The organism is Lentzea guizhouensis (genome assembly GCF_001701025.1).
GTDB classification, from domain to species: Bacteria; Actinomycetota; Actinomycetes; order Mycobacteriales; family Pseudonocardiaceae; genus Lentzea; species Lentzea guizhouensis.
Genome location: NZ_CP016793.1, coordinates 670,290 through 685,143, shown reverse-complemented (window position 1 = coordinate 685,143; position 14,854 = coordinate 670,290). Strand labels below are relative to the sequence as shown.

Annotated in this window: 17 protein-coding genes; all 17 read right to left on the bottom strand. The window is 68.6% G+C overall.

Translation table 11 applies throughout. From position 1 onward, the window contains the following. Positions 1–18: 18 nt before the first annotated feature. The 17 genes from BBK82_RS03430 to BBK82_RS03355 all read right to left on the bottom strand — a co-directional run bounded on the left by BBK82_RS03430 (position 19) and on the right by BBK82_RS03355 (position 14,840). The gene (locus tag BBK82_RS03430; protein WP_065913683.1) at positions 19–393 is read right to left on the bottom strand and encodes a hypothetical protein; all 375 of its coding nucleotides are present in this window, start codon (positions 391–393) and stop codon (positions 19–21) included. Beyond that, entirely contained in the window at positions 393–1,580 is a 1,188-nt protein-coding gene (locus BBK82_RS03425; RefSeq protein ID WP_065913682.1) for a glycoside hydrolase family 25 protein, read from the bottom strand. Before BBK82_RS03425 ends, BBK82_RS03430 begins: the two co-directional genes overlap by 1 nt. A 12-nt stretch (positions 1,581–1,592) precedes the next feature. Further along, entirely contained in the window at positions 1,593–2,405 is an 813-nt protein-coding gene (locus BBK82_RS03420; RefSeq protein WP_065913681.1) for a hypothetical protein, read from the bottom strand. Next, positions 2,402–2,815 (bottom strand): hypothetical protein, encoded by a 414-nt coding sequence (locus BBK82_RS03415; protein WP_065913680.1) that lies wholly within the window; start codon positions 2,813–2,815, stop codon positions 2,402–2,404. The genes BBK82_RS03420 and BBK82_RS03415 overlap by 4 nt, the downstream gene beginning before the upstream one ends. Then, complete coding sequence (locus BBK82_RS03410) at positions 2,812–3,192, bottom strand: hypothetical protein (RefSeq protein ID WP_065913679.1); 381 nt, start codon at positions 3,190–3,192, stop codon at positions 2,812–2,814. The genes BBK82_RS03415 and BBK82_RS03410 overlap by 4 nt, the downstream gene beginning before the upstream one ends. A 60-nt stretch (positions 3,193–3,252) precedes the next feature. Further along, positions 3,253–4,251: a chitobiase/beta-hexosaminidase C-terminal domain-containing protein gene (locus BBK82_RS03405; RefSeq protein WP_065913678.1), complete on the bottom strand. Its 999-nt coding sequence runs from the start codon at positions 4,249–4,251 to the stop codon at positions 3,253–3,255. Further along, positions 4,251–4,781, bottom strand: a complete 531-nt coding sequence (locus tag BBK82_RS03400; RefSeq protein ID WP_154697033.1) for a hypothetical protein — start codon at positions 4,779–4,781, stop codon at positions 4,251–4,253. The genes BBK82_RS03405 and BBK82_RS03400 overlap by 1 nt, the downstream gene beginning before the upstream one ends. Positions 4,782–4,794: 13 nt before the next feature. After that, positions 4,795–7,671, bottom strand: coding sequence for a phage tail protein (locus BBK82_RS03395; RefSeq protein ID WP_065913676.1), 2,877 nt, complete (start codon positions 7,669–7,671; stop codon positions 4,795–4,797). Continuing rightward, the gene (locus BBK82_RS03390) at positions 7,668–8,873 is read right to left on the bottom strand and encodes a hypothetical protein (RefSeq protein ID WP_065913675.1); all 1,206 of its coding nucleotides are present in this window, start codon (positions 8,871–8,873) and stop codon (positions 7,668–7,670) included. The genes BBK82_RS03395 and BBK82_RS03390 overlap by 4 nt, the downstream gene beginning before the upstream one ends. Then, positions 8,870–12,217, bottom strand: coding sequence for a phage tail protein (locus BBK82_RS03385; RefSeq protein ID WP_065913674.1), 3,348 nt, complete (start codon positions 12,215–12,217; stop codon positions 8,870–8,872). Before BBK82_RS03385 ends, BBK82_RS03390 begins: the two co-directional genes overlap by 4 nt. 22 nt (positions 12,218–12,239) lie before the next feature. Then, positions 12,240–12,557, bottom strand: a complete 318-nt coding sequence (locus BBK82_RS03380; protein WP_065913673.1) for a hypothetical protein — start codon at positions 12,555–12,557, stop codon at positions 12,240–12,242. A gap of 14 nt (positions 12,558–12,571) precedes the next feature. Continuing rightward, positions 12,572–12,982 carry a hypothetical protein gene (locus BBK82_RS03375; RefSeq protein WP_154697032.1) on the bottom strand — a complete coding sequence of 137 codons (411 nt, stop codon included), beginning with the start codon at positions 12,980–12,982 and terminating at the stop codon, positions 12,572–12,574. A gap of 76 nt (positions 12,983–13,058) precedes the next feature. Then, a complete protein-coding gene (locus BBK82_RS03370) occupies positions 13,059–13,622 on the bottom strand; it encodes a phage tail tube protein (RefSeq protein WP_065913671.1) in 564 nt (187 codons plus the stop codon). Between the two features lie 12 nt (positions 13,623–13,634). Next, entirely contained in the window at positions 13,635–13,805 is a 171-nt protein-coding gene (locus BBK82_RS49665) for a hypothetical protein (RefSeq protein ID WP_154697031.1), read from the bottom strand. Next, complete coding sequence (locus BBK82_RS03365) at positions 13,793–14,044, bottom strand: hypothetical protein (protein WP_065913670.1); 252 nt, start codon at positions 14,042–14,044, stop codon at positions 13,793–13,795. The genes BBK82_RS49665 and BBK82_RS03365 overlap by 13 nt, the downstream gene beginning before the upstream one ends. After that, entirely contained in the window at positions 14,041–14,508 is a 468-nt protein-coding gene (locus tag BBK82_RS03360) for a hypothetical protein (RefSeq protein WP_065913669.1), read from the bottom strand. The genes BBK82_RS03365 and BBK82_RS03360 overlap by 4 nt, the downstream gene beginning before the upstream one ends. Then, positions 14,508–14,840 (bottom strand): hypothetical protein, encoded by a 333-nt coding sequence (locus BBK82_RS03355; RefSeq protein ID WP_065913668.1) that lies wholly within the window; start codon positions 14,838–14,840, stop codon positions 14,508–14,510. Before BBK82_RS03355 ends, BBK82_RS03360 begins: the two co-directional genes overlap by 1 nt. Positions 14,841–14,854 lie beyond the last annotated feature (14 nt).

The following is a 14,854-nucleotide window of genomic DNA, read 5'->3' as shown; positions in this document are numbered from 1 at the left end:
CGGCAGGTTCTGGGTTGGTTACTTCGGCAACGACGTGATCGTGTGCGAGCCGTCAGCGGCACGTGACGCCGGACGCAGGCCGGCCCCGACGCCGTGGGTGGTGGCCCAGGTGGACACGCCGAGCGGCGCCCAGATCTTCGCCTCGACCGCGAGGGCGGTCAGCAGGGTCAGCAGCCAGCCGGTCGCGGCCTGCACCGCGTTGTAGGCCGTGCCGGTGTTCGCGGCGTCCAGCCACTCGGCGGCGAATCCCGCCGCAGCCGAGAGGACGAGCTGCCCGAACACCCGGACCTTCGCCGCGGCCGGCTTCGTCAGCAGTCCGTTGAGGACCGGGAACACGAAGCCCAGCAGCATCGACAGCAGCTGAGCGGTGCCCAGCAGGTTTCCCATCTCCATCAGAACTTCTCCTCGGTGTCGTCGCCCACAGCGTCGTCTGCGGTCGGGCCGCCCACACCGTCCGGTGCGGCGGCACCACCGCGCAGGCCGTCCTCGTTCACGTCCGCCACGGACGGCGGCGCGCCGGTGAGCGTGCTGATCCGGCTGAGCAGCTCGTCGACGGTCTTCTTGGCCTCGTCGAGGTTGTCGGCGTCCTGGACTCGCCGCAGCGCCTCCTCGGTCATGGCCGCGAGGTCGCCGCGCAGGGTGTCGGACACCAGCGACGCCTGCTTGCCCGCGGCCTCCAGCGCGGCTGCGAGGGTTGCCTCCCGCAGCTCCTCCGGCGTGATGTCCGCGTTCTGTGCGATCCCGGCCACCGCTGCCAGCACGCCGGCGAAGTGCGGCTCGACCGCGCCGGACACCATCTGCTGGAACGACGCGGCCGCCGCGCTGTTGCCTGCTGCCATGTCGAAGAACAGGTTCCGGACCGCGGCGTACGCCCGGTTCTCGATCTCCCAGTACTCGCCTTGCGTGAGTGCCACGTCGACACCTCCACCCATCAGGGCAGCGAGCTCCTGCACGCTGCCGCGGTAGTAGTTCTGATCAACAGCGCCGTCGTAGCCGGAGACCCGGCCAGACGAGGTGTACTGCGCCACCGCGACCCACAGGCCGCCGTAGCCGGTCCACACGGACGCGGGCAGCGCGTCCTTACCTCGTTCCTTGGTCCTGGTCAGGTAGTCCGGGTACCAGGACACCCAGAGCGGCGGCAGGCCGGAGAGGTCGGCGTAGCCGAGTCCGCCCTTCGGGGCGTCGGCTGGGGCCGACCAGTACCAGCGCGGGATGTACACCAGCGGCACCAGGTAGCCGCGGGCGCGCAAGCCGTCGACGATCGCCCGGCACAGGTCGACGCCGGCCTTGCCGCGCCCGGAGTGGTGCTCGACGTCGATAACGACCGGGACGTCCTTCGGTACCTGAGACGCGATGATCTCGACTTGCCGTGCCGCAGATACGTGCTCCCGCTGGTAGTGGTATGCCGCCACCAGCAGACCTCGAGTCCGGCAGCCGTCCAGCTGCTGCCGGAAGAAGGGCTGCCGCCACTCGCCGTCCGACGCGAGGATGAACACGAACTCGAAGCCGTCGCGGACGATCCCGCCGTAGTCCGTGAGCCGCGACTGGTAGTTGCTGATGTCGAGCCCGTACACGCCCATGGATCCACCTCCTCAAAACGTTGGGACCACAGGGGTTCGTGTGGTCGATGAGCTGGGCGGCGTCACAGCGACGACGCACTGCCACGTGTCGGCCGTGCCACCGTCAGCGAGCTGGACGCGCAGCTGCGCGAACGAACCGCCGCGGGGACACAGGGCGTCCGGGTTGTCGCGCAGGTAGGCGACCCACACGGCCTCGATCTCTGCGGCGGTAGGCGGATCGCCCTTCTCGCCCTTGTCGCCCTTCTCGCCGTCGCGTCCTGGCTGGCCATCCACTCCGGGTGGTCCAGACGGCGGCGGATTCGCCTGGAAATATGCGGCGACCTCGGTCCTGATCTGCTGTGGCGACGGCCCGAACAGCGACATGTTCGCTGCCACATAGGCCGCGACCGCCGCAACGACCTGGTCCGCCGTCGGCCGGCTATCGGGCAGCGACGCCAGAACCCGCGCGGTGGCCGCCGCGACGAGCACATCGGAGTCCTGTGCTTCGCCCGGTTGCGGGATCGGCACCGGCTGCTGGCCGCGGCGCTCCAGCTGGGCGTTCGCGACGTCGCCGGCAGTCTTGGCGTCTTCGGCGAGCTGCCGGATCTCCGACACCGCCGCGGCCACCTGCGTCTGCTTCGAGTACAGGTCGACCACGGCGAGGGCCACCGCGGCGGAGATCAGCAGCGAGACCACCAAGACCCCGCCCATGATGACCGGCAGCCAGCGCCGGTTGGACCGCGCGACGGTCGCTTCGGCGGCCTGCTCTGCGGCAGCAGCGGTCTCTTCCTGGACGGCGCCCTTGAGGATGTCGATCGGGTCGTCGTCTTCCTGGTGCCGCGTCATGCCGAGCCACCTCCGAGCCGGTTGATCAGCGCCTCGATCTGTGCGTCTCGCCGGGCGATGACGACGTCGCGTTCCGCGATCTCGCGGTGCGCGTTGGTCAGCTCTCGTGAAAGGTCCTTGGCCTCCTGCTGCGCTTCGTCCCGTTCCCGCCGGGCGTCGGCGAGGGCTTCGCGCACCAGGTCGACCGAGCCCTCGACGGCAGGCGCTGGTGGTGTGGCGGTGGACGCGGCCGAGGTGTGACCGCGCTTGACCCGCTCGACGAGCGCTGGGGCCAGCGCGACGCCGATGGCGCTGAGGGTGGCAATGGCGGCCAGCGCGATGGCGAGCCACGGCGGCCCGGTCGCCGAGGCTTGCGCCAGGTAGACGATCGCGTCGCGGTGTGTGGCCGGCGCGAGAAGCAGCCGGATCATTCGTGGTCCGTTCTCGCGTCCACTCGGGACTGCGCGCGTCGCCAGAGCCCCAGGGCGTGCAGCGGGGCCGCCAGCAGAAGGTTGTGGATTGGTGAGCCCCAGCCCGACAACTGACCGGACTTCAGCGACGCTGCCAGCCCGAGGCCCCAGAACACGAAGACGAGCACCCCCATCGCGTGGCCCGCGGTGTGTTTGCGTGCCAGAAGCAGTAGGCCGACGATGAGGAACGCCACGCCCCACACGGAGATCGGCACACCCAGGCTCCGCACGACAGAGAAGGTGCCGCCGCTGTACCACTGGGGTGGCCCGAGCAGGTAGCCCAGGCCGAGCACCAGGGCGTGCACGGCGAGGATGTAGCGGGCGACCGGTGAAAGCATCGAATCGACCTCCCAGGTTGTGCTGGTGCTGCGTGCGGCAGCGGCGGAAGGTGGCGGCCATCAGACGGAGACCCCCGTGTTCGTGACGGCCAGGCCGACGTCTTCGACGACCAGTTCGGTGGAGGCGGTCGCGTCCGCGTACGCCTCGACCGTGCCCGTGCCGGCACCGCGGGAGATCGTCAACAGCAGCCGCAGGTTGTGTGAGGTCGCCGGCTCATACACGGTCTCGAACGGGTCAGAGTCCGCAGAGGACACCGCAAAGGCGGTGGAGTACTTCTGCGCCAGCACGGTGCTGGACGTCGACGGTGCGGAGCCATCCGTGGTGTAGCGGATCTCGGTCAGGATCCGGTCACCCGCAATCGTCGAGCGGGGATGCACGACTGCGCTGATCCGATAGGCGCGCCCGCTGACCACGGGGATCGTGTTGGGACTGTCGCCCAGTCGCAGCACCCCGACGATCGAGGTGGTTCCCGTGCTCGATGTGGAGCGGCGCCCGCGGCGAACCAGGCCGCGGGCGACCGGTCCCGAGACGGCGCCGGTCAGCGTCACCGCACCGACGACCGTGAGTGCGCCGCCAACGTAGAAGGAGTCGTCGGTGCGCAGCAGGTCGGTGGTCGAGCGGTACAGGTTGGTGTCCGGCGCGGTGACACCACCTGGCCCCCACTGGTGCTTGCCGTCGAAGTCGATGGTGAAGCCGGGGTTGGCCTCGCCGTACTTGCGTGCGTCGAGCAGTCGGGTGCCGGTGAGGAAGCCGGTGGTCTGGCCGCGCAGCGGTGCGGACGCGCCGACCGCACCGACGATGACTGGGCCGTCAGCGGACCACAGGTACTTCCAGCTGCCCGACGCCGGCACGGTTCCGTTGGACAGCAGCACGGACCCGGTGTCGGACTCGCGGATGCCCTTGCCGTTGTAGGGGCTGCTCGGCCGGGTGCTGGACGTGCACTCCTCGAATCCGACGGCAGCGTCGATCTTGTCGCTGTTGTTGTTGACGGTTCCGACGGAGTAGTTCTCGGCGTTGGTCTCCTTGACGAGCTGGAGACGCGTGGTGAGGGTCGACATCAGGCCCCCTGCTTCTGCTCGAAGGCGTCGACCGCGACCTGCATGTACTGGAAGGCCTTCGCGACGTCAGGGTCGAGCTTCTGCACACCGGTGGTATGCCTGTGCAAGATCACGCCCATGGTCTTCAGTGCGAGGTCAGCGGGATGGACGGTCGTCTCCTGTCGGATCTTGTTCATCTCCGCGTTGCGGGTCGACATCCTGTACTTGAGCTTCGTCGCGACGATGTGGCCGAGGAACTCTTCACGGGCCTCGGCGATCGTCGGCTTGTTGAACAGCGCGATGTTTTCCGGCTGCATCACGCTCGGGTCGACGTAGCGCTCGCAGAGCATGATGTCGACGAGGGTGTTGAGGTCACCTGGGTCGATGCCGTACTCGGCGGCCCGCCAGATCGGCATCTCGTACGGCAGCACGTTGACGACGACCGCGGGCTTGGGCTGGTCGTCGTGGTGCTCGTGCACGACAACTTCCCAGCACGCCACCGGCTTCTGCCTCAACGTCACACTTTGGACGACCACTCGTGTCAGGGCCATCGCTCTGTCCTCCTTAGACGAACCTCATGGCCTGCACGCCGTAGTGGCCGTTGCGTGCGCCGACGGAGTTCCCGACGCTGAACCCGGTGGACGCGTTGTTGTAGACGTTGCACACGGTGTCTTTGAGGTAGCTGGTGTGGTCGGTCCAAGACGCAAGGACGATCATGGTCCCGGTCATCGTTGCGCCGTAGGCGAAGTTGGCTGCGCCACCGCCAGCCACCGTGTAGTTCCACCACAGGGCGGCCTGTCCGCTGTACGAGTTCCCCTGCTCCAGTGCGCCCTTGAAACCGTGCCGGCCGTTCGAACCGTCGACGTGGTGGAAGGCGTCGACCCCGCCGGGGTAGTGCACGCCGAAGTAGGCTTCGCTGCTCAGCGCCCACAGGAAGCCGCCGTTGCGTTGACCTGTCGCGAGAGAAAGGTTCTCGACGTGCGCGCCACCGCTGTTGACGCTGCACGAACCGCCCGCGGCGGTGCCTGTGCCGACCTGTGAGTAGGAGAGCCGACCGTCGCCTGGGAACAACCACACCGTCGTCTGGAACCCACCAGACGCGCCAGAGTTCATGCCGAGGGTCGCCGTCGATCCCGCGGCCGGCGAGTTGATGTAGCCGTAGGACGAACCGGCGTCTGGGAAGAACCTGATCTCCGGCACGCGGCCGCTGTCGACCGGGTTGAGCACGATGCGCTTGCCGGTCAGGCCGGTGGTGATGGTGCCGACGGCTTCGATCGTGCCGTCTGAGGCGTTGATCGCGACCGTCTTCGTGTTGCTGGCGTTGTAGGCCTCGAGTCCAGCCGCAACGAGCTGCATGCGGGCGCCGCCGTCGGTGCCGGACCAGATGCGGCCGGCGTTCACCACCTGCGCGGTCATGGTGCCTGCGGTGATCTTGCTGACGGTGAGGTCGGAGATGTGCGCGTCGTCGATCAGCAGCACGCTCGACTGCGCCGCCACGCTCGGCGAGGACTTGTTGCCGGCGTCGTCTACGGCAATGATCTTGATGTAGACGTCGTCGACAAATTCCACGGGGAACGTGCCGACGGCGGGGATCTCGCCGAGCATCATGCCGTTGTTGGCCAACAACTTCCCGATGCGTGTGGTGTCGTCAGGGAAGAAGCTGGGCGTGTACTGGGCGTGGATCTCCAGGTGGTTGAGGTCGGCTTCCAGGTTCCACTCGCCGCCGTCGGAGCGGCCGAGGGTGTGGGTGATCTGCACGGCGATCCGCGACGCCGCGACCTCCGGTGCTGCCGGTGTGGACGGCGCGATGGTGTCGCCGTTGGTCTGGATCGTCGTCGTGGCGGACCAGGCCGACACGTTCGGCGGGGTTGCGTTGTCGAAAGCCCGGATCCGCAGGTCGTACGGCACTCCTGGCGTCAGCTCCTGCAGCAGCTGCGCGGTGTCGTCGAAGCTCGCGTACGCGGACTGCCAGGGACCCGGCTCGTACGTGATCGGCTGTGCGTGCGTGCCCGCGGCGAGCTGGCCGTGGGTGTACGCGGACATCTGCCCGTGCGTGGCGGGGAAGATCGGCGTCGAGCCGGTGCGGTACTGGATCTCGTAGTGGTCGCCGTCGAGCACCAGGCTGCCGTCGGTGTTGTTGGGCTTGACCCACTGCACCTGCACCTGGGCCTTCGTGATGCCCGAGATTGCCGACTGGTACACGGCCTGCACGAACGGAGTGACGAACACCGGTGCCGCGGGCACGCTGGTGTCCGGCACCGGGCGGGAGCCGACAGGCTCGCCGCCGCTGTTGGTCAGGGACCGGTCGTAGCCGCCGACGACCAGCGAGGTGGAGCCGTTCTCGAACCGGACGTAGTCGGTGAGGTCCCACCAGCGGCCGGTCTTGTCCCGGTAGGCGACCGACATACCGGAGCTGATCGGCCAGGTCATCTCGATCAGGCGCAGCTTCACTGGGTGCAGGCGCAGACCGCGGTGGATGATCTGGTTGTTTTGGTCCTCCAGGCCGACGTCGGGGGACCAGACCCACACAGCGTCGCCGACCGCGACGTCGCCGCGGACGTCGTACTCGTTGGTCGACAGCGTCAGCTGGGTGCGGGGCTTCGTGAACTGGTTGAGGGCGAGCTGTGCGCGGGCGGCCGCGTTCCCTCCGCTGGTGGCGGACTCGGACACGAGCCGGGTCATGACGAGCGGGTTGCCGTGCAGGTCCAGGTACCCGTTGAGGCCGGGTGCGATGTCGGCGTCACCGGTCGCGACCGACCCGCCGGTACCGGACGCGAGGAGAACCACCCGCGTGGTGAAGTCGTCGACGTCGCGCGCGGTGGACGCCTTGCCGGCGAGCGCCCGCAGCGCCATGTCGACGCCCTCGGAACGCCGGACGATCGCGCACCGCGGCGTCGACTCGTACAGGTCCGAGACGTGGCCAGCGTCGAGCGTGCCGTCGCCGTTGACCCGCCACTCCACCGGGTCGGACGTGTCCGCGGTGAAGTAGCCGCACACGTAGTCGATCGCCGTGCGCGGGTCTTGGTAGACGTGCGTGTTGGTGTAGGCGCCAGTGACCGAGTGAAGCGTGCCTTCGGTGACGGCACCGGAGTACGGCAGCAGCGCCCGCACGGTGGACGTGAAGGACCCGGACGCGAACGGCGTGGCGTTCTCGAGGACGGATCCCTTCTTGTCCTCGTCGCCGAGCCACATCGCCATGCCAGGGCCGCCGAGGGTGCTCTCGGCGCCGCTGTCGACCTCGGCGAGCTGGCGGACGCGGACGACGCCGACGTACCGGGCGGACCGGAGCAGGCTGTCGCCGGCCACGCGGGGGTCGACGCGACCGGTGCTGATCGCGACGTGGCCGAAGTAGTCGATCGCGTCGAGAACCTCGCGCGGGGTCTCGGCGGTGAGCTTGAACCCCCACCGGCCGAGCTTCATCAGCGCCTCGTTGACGGTCACCGTCTCACCGCCTGCACGAGCTCGGCCGGGGCCCCGAGGTACTGCGCGTAGAGGTCGCCCGCCTGGTCACCGGCCACCGCTCCGGAGCCGCTCACGATGACGCCGATGAACGCGTCGAGCGTCGTCGTGGTGGCGAGGGAGAGGCCTCCGTTGACGGTGTCCGCAGTGTGCGTGAGGGCGGAGCCGACTATGTACCGGTTCCCGGCCCCGTCGTTGGCCGTGGCGCGCACGTAGCCGGTTCCGGCGGTCCCAGCCTCAGCGGAGGCGCGGACGACCTTCAGCGTCGAGCTGAACGCCGCCTGCACGTACAGCTCGACGAGGCGGGAGCCGCGACGCAGCGTCACGTCCACGGTGAACCGACCCGGTGACTGCGACCGCAGAAGCCGGAGGACGACCAGCTCGGGCTCGTTGTGCAGCACGGACACCGTGTCGAACGCGCCGATGCTCACGCCGCCCGAGAGGATGTCCCAGCTCTTCGCCTGCCAGCCGCCCCCGGTGTACGCGGAGATCTCCAGAACCCCGGACGAGGCCAGCGGCCGGACGCGGACGAGTGCGTTGTTGAGCTCCCAGCTGGACGCCGGGGTGCTGAAGCCGGTGCCGACGCGCTCCAGGTTGTTCGCGTCGAGGACCCGCACGCGGCCGGCCAGGTACGAGCCCACCGGGCAGCCCCACCGCGGGTTCACCGTCAGCGGCAGCCCGCGGTACACGGTCATCGCGCCGTCGGCCCCGCTGCGGGTGACCGACGAGGGTTGGGTGCTGGATGTCCAGTACCCGTAGTGGCCGATGGGCGGCGCGTGCCACCGCTCGCCGCTGGCGGCGAAGCTGTTGTTGCGCGCGGAGGCACCAGTGAGCCGGGACTCCAGGTCGACCTCGGTGTCGGTGCCGAGCCTGGTGAGGGTGAGGTTCCAGTCGCAGGTGATGACCTCGCCGGTCCAGCTGAAGAGCTTCGCCCCGGTGTCGCGCACCTGGTAGTAGCCGTTGCGGTCATCCTTGTCGGTGAACGTCACCGGAACGATCGCGCCCAGCAGGCCAGGAACGTCGTCCTGGATACGCGCGATCTGCACGGCCGTGAGCGGTGGCAGCGACTCCTGGCCGGTGATCGTCACCGTGCGCACGTCGGTCGTCGCGTTGACCTTGTCGTCGAACGCCGACAGCGCCTCGGTCAACCCGAGGCGTCCCACCTGAACGGTGCCGTAGCTCATGCCTGGCTCGCCTCCACCTGCCGCAGGGCCTCACGGAGACGCACGACGAACTCGCGTGCGGCAGTGGTCATGGCGTACGGATCGGTGAGGTCGACAACGCCCTGCACCTGCACGATCAGCTGCTGGATGGTGATCGTGGAGCCGCCGCCAGAGGAAAGGCCGGCCGCACCAAGGTCGAGTGGCACCGGACCGGAGGTCGGTGCCGCGGCACCGTCACCGCCGACCGTGATTCCGCTTTGGATGGTGCTCGCGAGCCGCAGGGACGCGCGCTCAAGATCCTTGCTGCCAGCATCGAGGCCGATGACCATGCCGGCGGGCACCTCGCGCGCGATCTCCTCGGCGACCTTGGAGGGCGAGTGGATGCCGAGGGCGTCCTTGACGGGTGCGGGAATCTGCGCCTTCACCCAATTCCAAATCTTGTCGCGCAGCCACGAGCCCATGGAGCTGATGCCGTTCCACAGGCCCCGCACGAAGTCCTGTCCCTTGCCCCACAACAGGTCTCCGAAGTTGCCCGCAGCTTCAAGTAGCCGCCCTGGCAGGCCGCGGACCCAGTCGACCAGCGCCCAGAAGCGGTCGATCGCGGCGTCCTTCGCGCGGTTGATCCACTCGTAGAACCGGATGTGCAGACTGCCGAACCACTCCAGCCCTTCGCGGATCAGGTCGATGTTCTCCCGCGTCTTGTTCTTGATCCACTCCCAGGCGGCGGGGATGTTGGTCAGGGCCCAGGCGATGGCGTCAGCGAGCGGCCCGAACACGGTGTTGTTGACCTGGATGAAGGACGTCACGAGCCACGCGACGGCCGGGATGACGACCCCAGCGATGACCGCCGCCAGCTCGATCAGCTGGGGGATGTGAGGTGCTACGGCCTCGACCAGCTTGACGAAGCTCTCGATCAAGAACGGCAGGTGAGGCGCCAGATCGATGATCGCCTTGCTCAGCTCGTCGGCGATCACCGACGCCAGGTTCTGCACCTCAGGCCAGATCGGCTCCAGGGCTTCGAGCCACCGCATGGCCAGGTCCAGAAGCAACGGCAGGAGCTGGACGACGAGGTTGGACAGCGGCTCAGACAGCTTCGCGAGCACCATCCACCACTCGCCGAAGGCCTCGCCGGCGGCCGTCATCAGCTCTTGGAACTGGTCGCCGCCGAGCAGGTCCGTGAGTGGCCGAAGGCCGTGCTCGATGATGTGGGTCAGCGCGGGCGACAGGGCGTCGATCAGCGGCTCCGCGACCGAGAGGAAGCCCCTCGCCAGCGACCGCACTACCGGAACCAGGGCGTCTAGGATCGGCGCGAGTCCGTCCGCGAACATGCCCGTCAGCTCGCCGATCGGCCCCAGCAGCTCGCCCGCGATCTGGAACACGGACCGCAGCACACTGCCGATCGAACCCATGTGCGGCGCCAGCGCATCGAACATCGCGCTCACGCCGTCACCGAGGAAGTGCAGCCCGTCCGCTAGCGCGTCCGTGACCGGCTTCGCCTGCGCGCCAAGCTCAACCCAGTCCCGGAACAGCTGCAACCCGACGTCACCGGCTGCCTTGAACATGGTCATGCCGTTGGCGAAGTTCTGTGCGAGTTCCCCTTGGAACACCGGGTCCCGGAACAGGTCTCCGGCCCGTGCGGCGAGGTCACCGATGATGCCGCTGGCGTCGCCGATGGCCTGCTTGAAGATCGGGAACAGCGTCTCGCTGTCCTTGAGCATCTTCGTGAAGCCGGGCAGCATTTCCTGCTGCGCCGTCTTGGACAGGTCGTCCAGCAGCGGCTTCATCGAGATCAGCTGCTCGACGAACGCACGCCCCTCCGGGGTGAGCTTGGCCATCGCCTCGGCGAACTTCGACGTCGCCCCACCAGCAGCGCCCGCCGAAGCAGCCTGCTGAGCCTGCACATCGGCGAGGTGCTCGATCGCGCGCGCGACCCGCTCGTCGGCCTGGCGACGTCGCTCGGCGGCATCCTCGTGCGCGTCCGCCAGCGCCTTCTGCGCATCCGCGACGTCCCGGTTCGCGTCGGCGAGCCGCTCCCGCGCGTCGATCACCTGCTCGTCGCCCTCGATGCCGGCGGCGGTTGCCTCCTCGAGGTCGCGGCGGGTGCGGGCGTTCTCCTCCTGCAGGCGCTTCAGCCGGTTCTCGGCCTGCTTCACGTCGTACTCGGCGCGCCGCTTCTCCAGGTCGGTCGACAGCGGGCTGCCCATCACCTCCTTGAGCCGCTCCTTCGCCGTCTCCAGCGAGAGCGTCGCGCCCTCTTCGGACAGCGACGCGTCCTCCACCCGGCGCTGCAGGTCCTCCAACTGCTCGGTGGCGCGCCGGCGCGCGTCGGTGAGCGCGTCCTGTGCGTCCGCCGCAGACCGGTTCGCGTCCTCCACGCGGCGCTCCGCCGCGGCGATCTGGTCAGCGGCGTCCTCGTAGGCCTCGACCTGGTCCCGCTTCGCGTCGGTGATCGCACGGTTCGCGTCCCGGATCGCCATCGCGTCCGCCAACTGGCTCGCCGCCGAAGAACCCGAGGCGGCACCAGCGGCCTTCTGGTCGGCCGCGTAGCCCTTGAGCGCGCCGATGACCGGGCCGAACGCCAGCCCGATCGAGGCGATGCCCGCGGCGGCAGCGAACGCGGCGGGAGCGATGGCGGCGATCGCGCCCGCGCCGGCGATCGCGAGCGGCGGCACGACGCCGAGACCGATCGCGGCGTAGCGGCCGAGCGATCCAAGGTGCACGCCAGAACGGGTTGCTGCGCCGCCCATCCGGGTCTCGACGTCGTTCGCCGCGGCGCCCGTGGACTGGCGGATCGAGTTCGACGCGGAGCGCATGTCGCGTTCCATGTCGCGCGCGCCGTCGCGCACCTTGTCCTTGGCGCGGTCCAGCTTGGACTCGTCGACCTCGACGGGGATCTTGGCCTTGACGGTCATGGCGACGAGGTCGACCTCGCTGCGGATCTTGCGCCGCCACTCCGCGGCTTCGGCGACGTCCAGCGGGATGTCGGCCTTCATCGTCTGCTGGATCTCTTGGATCTGCGCGGCGATGTGCTGCCGGATTCGCTCCGTGTCGGCGTCGACCGGGAGTTGGGCGAGGTCCTTGGCTGCGGCGCGGATGTCCGCGTCGACCTTTGCTTTCCACGCGTCGTTGACCGGGTCCTTCAGTTTCGTCGGGACCTCGACCGGGTCCTTCGACGTCTGCTTCTCGGTCTGCTCCTTGTTCTTCTTCTGCTCGGAGGGTGACGGCGGCTTGAGGGTTGTGGTGGTAGGCAGCTCGAACGGCTTCGAGTTCTTGATGCGGTCCCGCATCCGCTGCATCTCGTCGTCGGTGTGATCCCGCAAGACGACGTCGACGAACGCCTCGGCGATCTTGAAGCCTTCGGCCACTGCTGCCCACCTCCTTCCGCGTTCAGTCCTGCTTGTCGCTGCTCATCTCGACGACGCCGGGGTACATCGCCCGGAACGCCGAGAGCTCCACCACCTGCGCTGGTCCCTGCTGCGCTGCCGGTCGCGCCGCGGGCTGCGCTGCGGCAGGCGTTGCTGGCGCCTGGATCGGTTGCTGGGCCTTGTCTTCCGCGCGAGCCCTCGCTGTCATGACCCCGTCGAACGCGAACGTCCGCATCGCCAGCGCGAAGAACTCCGGGCCGGTCAGCGTGGTGTCCCGGTGGATGTCGATGCCCCAGATCGCCAAAAAGTCGGCGTGGAGATCATCGAGGTAGCCGAGCACCCAACTGATTTCCTTCAGGCGCTCTTCGAACGCTCTTTTGGGGCTTCCACGGCGCCCATCGCTTGCCGCCGCAACAGGTCCATCACGTCGGCAAACTGCTCCTTCGTGAGGTGTGGGTAGTTGGCGAGTGCGTCGTAGGCCTCCGTTCCGAGCATCTCCTCCAGCAGACCCGCCATCGCGATCTCCATGCCCTCCTGGCGAGCGAGCCGCATGAAACGGAGGGAGACCGACGGGCTGACGTCCTTCGGCACGCAGTACGACTTGTCGTCGATTGAGAAAATCTCGACCATCTCGACCGGCGCTGGCTCGGCCGGAGTAACCATCCGAATCGGCTCGAACCCGTCGAGCGGCACGGCGACCGCGCGTGGCTTCGGTGCTGTGGCCTTGCGCGGCGCGCGCTTGCGGGTCGGGGAGGTTGCACCCATGGCATGTCCTTTGGTGGTCCGGAGAACAACGGGAGAGGGCGCCGGGCGCGAGGGAGAGCTCGCGCCCGGCAGAAGGTCAGGCGGCGACCTCGTCCTGGATGTAGAAGGGCGCGACGCTCTCGCTGACGTAGTGCGCGGCGAAGTCGACCGGGATGAACGTCTGCGCGTCCTTCTGGTATGCCGACTCGACGTTGCTGATGTTCAGCACCTTGCGGGCGATCACCCGGCGCCGCTTCTGGTTCGGCCCCCACGCGTCGAGCAGGCTGGCGATGTAGTTCGGCTGAGTTGCCGAGCTCGCCGTCTGAGGCGTGAGGGTCTTGAACCCGGAGCCGCTCGCTGCGGTGCCGCCATTCATGGCCAACGCGAGGTTCTCCAGCGTCACCTCGGCGAGGTTGGTCTGGATGTTGAAGTCGCGCTTCACCAGCCGTCGGCCGGGGCTGTCGACGATCTGGTCGACCTTCAACTCGGAGAACGTCTGCGTCATCACGAGCTTGATGCCGCCGTCCGTGCCGCCGCGGTCCGTCCACCCGGATGCGGCAGGCGTGGTGTTCACCGCAGAGTCGGCGGGCTCCGCCGTGCCGAACACGCCCGTGTAGAGCGTGCCGGGGCCCTGGGCCAGGTTGGTCACGGTGACCGACATGTCCTGTCTCCCTTACTTCTCGGTCCCGGCGTCGCCGCCGTCCTTGTTGTCGTCCGGAGTGGACTTCTTCTTCGTGGCCTTGCCGTCCTCGACGAGCAGGCCCTGGCGCTGCAGGTCCTCGTACTCGGCGTCGCCGATTTCGATCGGCTTGTCCGGCTGGAAGGTCGTCCTCACGTTGTGCATCGGAACTGCTCCTTCCCGGCGACGTCTCCGTCGGCGGTGAACTGCACCCCGCACATCTCGGGGTGGAACCGGATCGGCAACGTCTGGTCCTCGGGGATGTCCGGCGGCAGCTCGCGCACCGGCACGCCGACGACGAGGAACTCCAGCTGTGCGCGGTCGTGGTGGACGAGGATCCGGCCGCCGTAGGTGAGAAAGTCCCTGCTGTTCGGGCCGTAGAGGCCGAAGCGCTTTCGGCTCATGGCAGCTCCACCCAGTCGAACTCGACGTCCAGCAGCACGTGTGCGTAGCCGCCGGCGTCGCCGTAGGCCTCGCGCGGCTCGCTGCGTGCGGTCGCGCCCATGACGCGGGCCTGCGGGTAGTTGCCGGGCAGCGCGAGGTCGCGGTACACCGCACGGCGCGCGGCGTCGTCCGCTGGATTGGTAGCGGCGTGGATGGTCTCGGCGAGGTGCCACGCCTTGCCCCACGGCGGCTTGCTGCTGTTGAGCGTGCAGGCCCAGCAGTCGACCGTGACGACGGGCTGCCGCAGCGCGTAGTCGACTGCCGACGAGCCGCCCGTCGTGCGCACCGTGACGAACCCGGATGCCGCCCAGGTCGTGTTGTCGCTGGGAAGCCGTGACGCCACCATCGCCGGGTTCAACCCGGTTACGCCGCCGAGCCAGGCAGCGGCGACGAGCCCCGTGTTCGCGCGCAGGATCGTGGCCATCAGCCGCCCCGCTTCCGGTACAGAGCGGGCTTCATGTACGGCTGGGCGGGAACCATGCGTCCGGTGTGGACCTTCGCGCCGTTCGCGTCGCGGTAGACGATCTCGTGGCCCTCCTCGACGGGGCCCGAGTGCTTCGCGTCGCGGGAGCCGATGCGGCCGACGTCGTCGCCGATGACCTCGAAGTCCAGCGAGTCACGGAGCTCGCCGGAGTCGACGGGGACGCCACCGACCATGTCAGCGAGGATGGCGGGACAGAGCTTGGCCTCCAGCAGTTCGCGCTTGCTGACGGCGACGTGCGCCTGCCAGCCCGCGACTTCGCGGAACTCGCCCATGGTTCACCGCCTTC

What these genes read in the sequence shown, in the direction of transcription:
- BBK82_RS03355 (WP_065913668.1), bottom strand. Translation starts at nt 14,840, where the DNA reads ATGGGCGAGTTCCGCGAAGTCGCGGGCTGGCAGGCGCACGTCGCCGTC.
- BBK82_RS03360 (WP_065913669.1), bottom strand. Translation starts at nt 14,508, where the DNA reads ATGGCCACGATCCTGCGCGCGAACACGGGGCTCGTCGCCGCTGCCTGG.
- BBK82_RS03390 (WP_065913675.1), bottom strand. Translation starts at nt 8,873, where the DNA reads ATGAGCTACGGCACCGTTCAGGTGGGACGCCTCGGGTTGACCGAGGCG.
- BBK82_RS03365 (WP_065913670.1), bottom strand. Translation starts at nt 14,044, where the DNA reads ATGAGCCGAAAGCGCTTCGGCCTCTACGGCCCGAACAGCAGGGACTTT.
- BBK82_RS03405 (WP_065913678.1), bottom strand. Translation starts at nt 4,251, where the DNA reads ATGTCGACCCTCACCACGCGTCTCCAGCTCGTCAAGGAGACCAACGCC.
- BBK82_RS03415 (WP_065913680.1), bottom strand. Translation starts at nt 2,815, where the DNA reads ATGATCCGGCTGCTTCTCGCGCCGGCCACACACCGCGACGCGATCGTC.
- BBK82_RS03370 (WP_065913671.1), bottom strand. Translation starts at nt 13,622, where the DNA reads ATGTCGGTCACCGTGACCAACCTGGCCCAGGGCCCCGGCACGCTCTAC.
- BBK82_RS03425 (WP_065913682.1), bottom strand. Translation starts at nt 1,580, where the DNA reads ATGGGCGTGTACGGGCTCGACATCAGCAACTACCAGTCGCGGCTCACG.
- BBK82_RS03420 (WP_065913681.1), bottom strand. Translation starts at nt 2,405, where the DNA reads ATGACGCGGCACCAGGAAGACGACGACCCGATCGACATCCTCAAGGGC.
- BBK82_RS03400 (WP_154697033.1), bottom strand. Translation starts at nt 4,781, where the DNA reads ATGGCCCTGACACGAGTGGTCGTCCAAAGTGTGACGTTGAGGCAGAAG.
- BBK82_RS03430 (WP_065913683.1), bottom strand. Translation starts at nt 393, where the DNA reads ATGGAGATGGGAAACCTGCTGGGCACCGCTCAGCTGCTGTCGATGCTG.
- BBK82_RS03375 (WP_154697032.1), bottom strand. Translation starts at nt 12,982, where the DNA reads ATGGGTGCAACCTCCCCGACCCGCAAGCGCGCGCCGCGCAAGGCCACA.
- BBK82_RS49665 (WP_154697031.1), bottom strand. Translation starts at nt 13,805, where the DNA reads ATGCACAACGTGAGGACGACCTTCCAGCCGGACAAGCCGATCGAAATC.
- BBK82_RS03410 (WP_065913679.1), bottom strand. Translation starts at nt 3,192, where the DNA reads ATGCTTTCACCGGTCGCCCGCTACATCCTCGCCGTGCACGCCCTGGTG.